This window comes from Acidobacteriota bacterium (assembly GCA_028875725.1).
Lineage (GTDB): Bacteria > Acidobacteriota > Thermoanaerobaculia > Multivoradales > Multivoraceae > Multivorans.
This window is the reverse complement of sequence record JAPPCR010000012.1, coordinates 1-2,118: the sequence shown is the minus strand read 5'-3', so window position 1 is coordinate 2,118 and position 2,118 is coordinate 1. Positions and strand designations below refer to the sequence as shown.

The following is a 2,118-nucleotide window of genomic DNA, read 5'->3' as shown; positions in this document are numbered from 1 at the left end:
CGCCGGACGGCTTGACAACATAGCGCGGCTTGTCTATGTTGGTGCGGTCGAAGCAAAGCGGCCGCGCACATGGGCAATCGGTATTTCGGTTCCAAGGCGACCTCCGGGCTGTGTCAGGCGCTGATCGCGCTGATGCCGCCGCATTCGGTCTACATTGAGACGCACCTGGGCGGCGGCGCGGTCATGCGGCGCAAGCCCGCCGCGCTGCGCAACATCGGGGTCGACCGGGACGCGGCGGTGTTGTCGCGCTTCGCCTGCGATTATCCGGTGGAGCGGGTGCATGGGTGCGCGCACCGTTTCCTGTCCCGGTTTCCCTTCGACGGTTCCGAGCTGGTGTACAGCGACCCCCCGTATCTGCGAAGCGCCCGCAAGTCGGCCCGCCGCTACCGCCACGATTACGCCGACGCCGACCACGAGGCGCTGCTGGCGCTGTTGCGCGGGCTGCCTTGCGCGGTCATGGTCTCGGGTTATCCCTCGGCGCTGTACGATGCCCTGCTGGCGGACTGGCGCAGTCTGTCGCTGCAGGTCATGAACCACGCCGGGGTGGTGACCGAGAAGGTCTGGTTCAACTTCGCCCCGGACCGCGCCCACTGGGTCCGCTTCGCGGGCCGCGACTTCACGCGCCGCCAGGGCGTCAAGCGCAAGGCCGAGCGCTGGGCCCGCCGCTACCGGGCCATGCCCGCCCGGGAGCGGATGGCGGTGCTGGCCGCGCTGATGGCCGTTGACGCGCGGCCGCCGGAGGACGGATGCGCTGGCTAGAGCGTCAACTCGACCGGCTGCGCGGTCGCATGGCCGAACTGCCGGACCCCCGCCGCGGCCGCAACCGGCGATACGCCATGGCGGACATCGGTCTGGCGGCGCTGTCGGTGTTCTTCCTGCAGTCGCCGTCCTTCCTGGCGCATCAGCGCACGCTCGCCGTCCGGCTGGGCAACTCGAACGCCCACACCCTGTTCGGCCTGGACCGCATTCCCAGCGACAACCACGTCCGGCAGACGCTCGACGGCGTTCCGCCGGCGCACTTCGACGCGCTGTTCACCGGCCTCGCGGCGGAACTCGACGCCGCCGGCGCCCTCGACGGCATGCGCCGGCTCGGCGGGCGCGCGCTGATCGCCCTCGACGGCACCGAATACTTCCGCTCGCGCAAGATCCACTGCCCGAACTGCTCCACGCGCAAGCGCGGCGACGGCGGAACCGAACACTTCCACCAGGTGCTCGCCGCCACCCTGGTGGCGCCGGGACGGAACCTGGCCCTGCCGCTGCCGCCGGAGTTCCTCGCGCCCCGGGAAGGACACGACAAGCAGGACTGCGAGCGCGCCGCCGCCAAACGCTGGCTCGCCCGCATCGGCCCCCAATGCGCCGCACTCCGCCCCGTCTACCTCGGCGACGACCTCTACGCCTGCCAGCCCGTCTGCCGGGCCATCCAGGCAAGCGGCGGAAACTTCCTGCTCACCGCCAAACCCGCCAGCCACAAAACGCTCCACGAATACCTGCAAGGCGTCTCCCCGGACACCCTGCGAACAACCGAAGGCCGCGGCGCCCGCCGCCGCGTCCACCGCTACCGCTGGATGACCGGCCTGCCCCTGCGCGACGGCGACGACGCCCTGCGCGTGAACTGGTTCGAGATCGAGATCGCCCTCCCCAACGGCAAGGTCACCTACCGCAACGGCTTCGTCACCGATCTCGACGTCACCGCCGGCAATGTCGCCGAACTCGCCGCCTGCGGCCGCGCCCGCTGGAAAATAGAAAACGAAACCTTCAACGTCCTCAAGCAGCGCGGCTACCACCTCGAACACAACTTCGGACACGGCAAGAAAACCCTCGCCAGCGTCCTCGTCGCGCTCAACCTCCTCGCCTTCGCCCTCCACACCGCCTGCGACCTCGCCGAAGCCCAATGGCGGCAGGCCAGGGAACGGCTCGGCTCCCGCGCGCGCCTGTTCGAACACATGCGCTCCATCGTCTGCTATCAACTCTTCCCGTCATGGGCCGCGCTCGTCTCGCTGCTCGCCACAGGCAGCCCACCGCCCCAGCCGCCTTGAACTCGACAAACCAACCCGTTCGCCAAAGCAAAGCCAAAACCACGGAGCAAGAAACATGCAATCGATAAAATGAGAACTGCTG

Annotated in this window: 2 protein-coding genes; both read left to right on the top strand. The window is 69.0% G+C overall.

The annotated features are described in order from the left end of the window. Window positions 1-69 precede the first annotated feature (69 nt). Window positions 70-759 carry a DNA methylase gene (locus OXI49_11345; GenBank protein ID MDE2691100.1) on the top strand — a complete coding sequence of 230 codons (690 nt, stop codon included), beginning with the start codon at window positions 70-72 and terminating at the stop codon, window positions 757-759. 29 nt (window positions 760-788) lie between these two features. Beyond that, a complete protein-coding gene (locus OXI49_11340) occupies window positions 789-2,036 on the top strand; it encodes an ISNCY family transposase (protein ID MDE2691099.1) in 1,248 nt (415 codons plus the stop codon). Window positions 2,037-2,118: the final 82 nt, after the last annotated feature.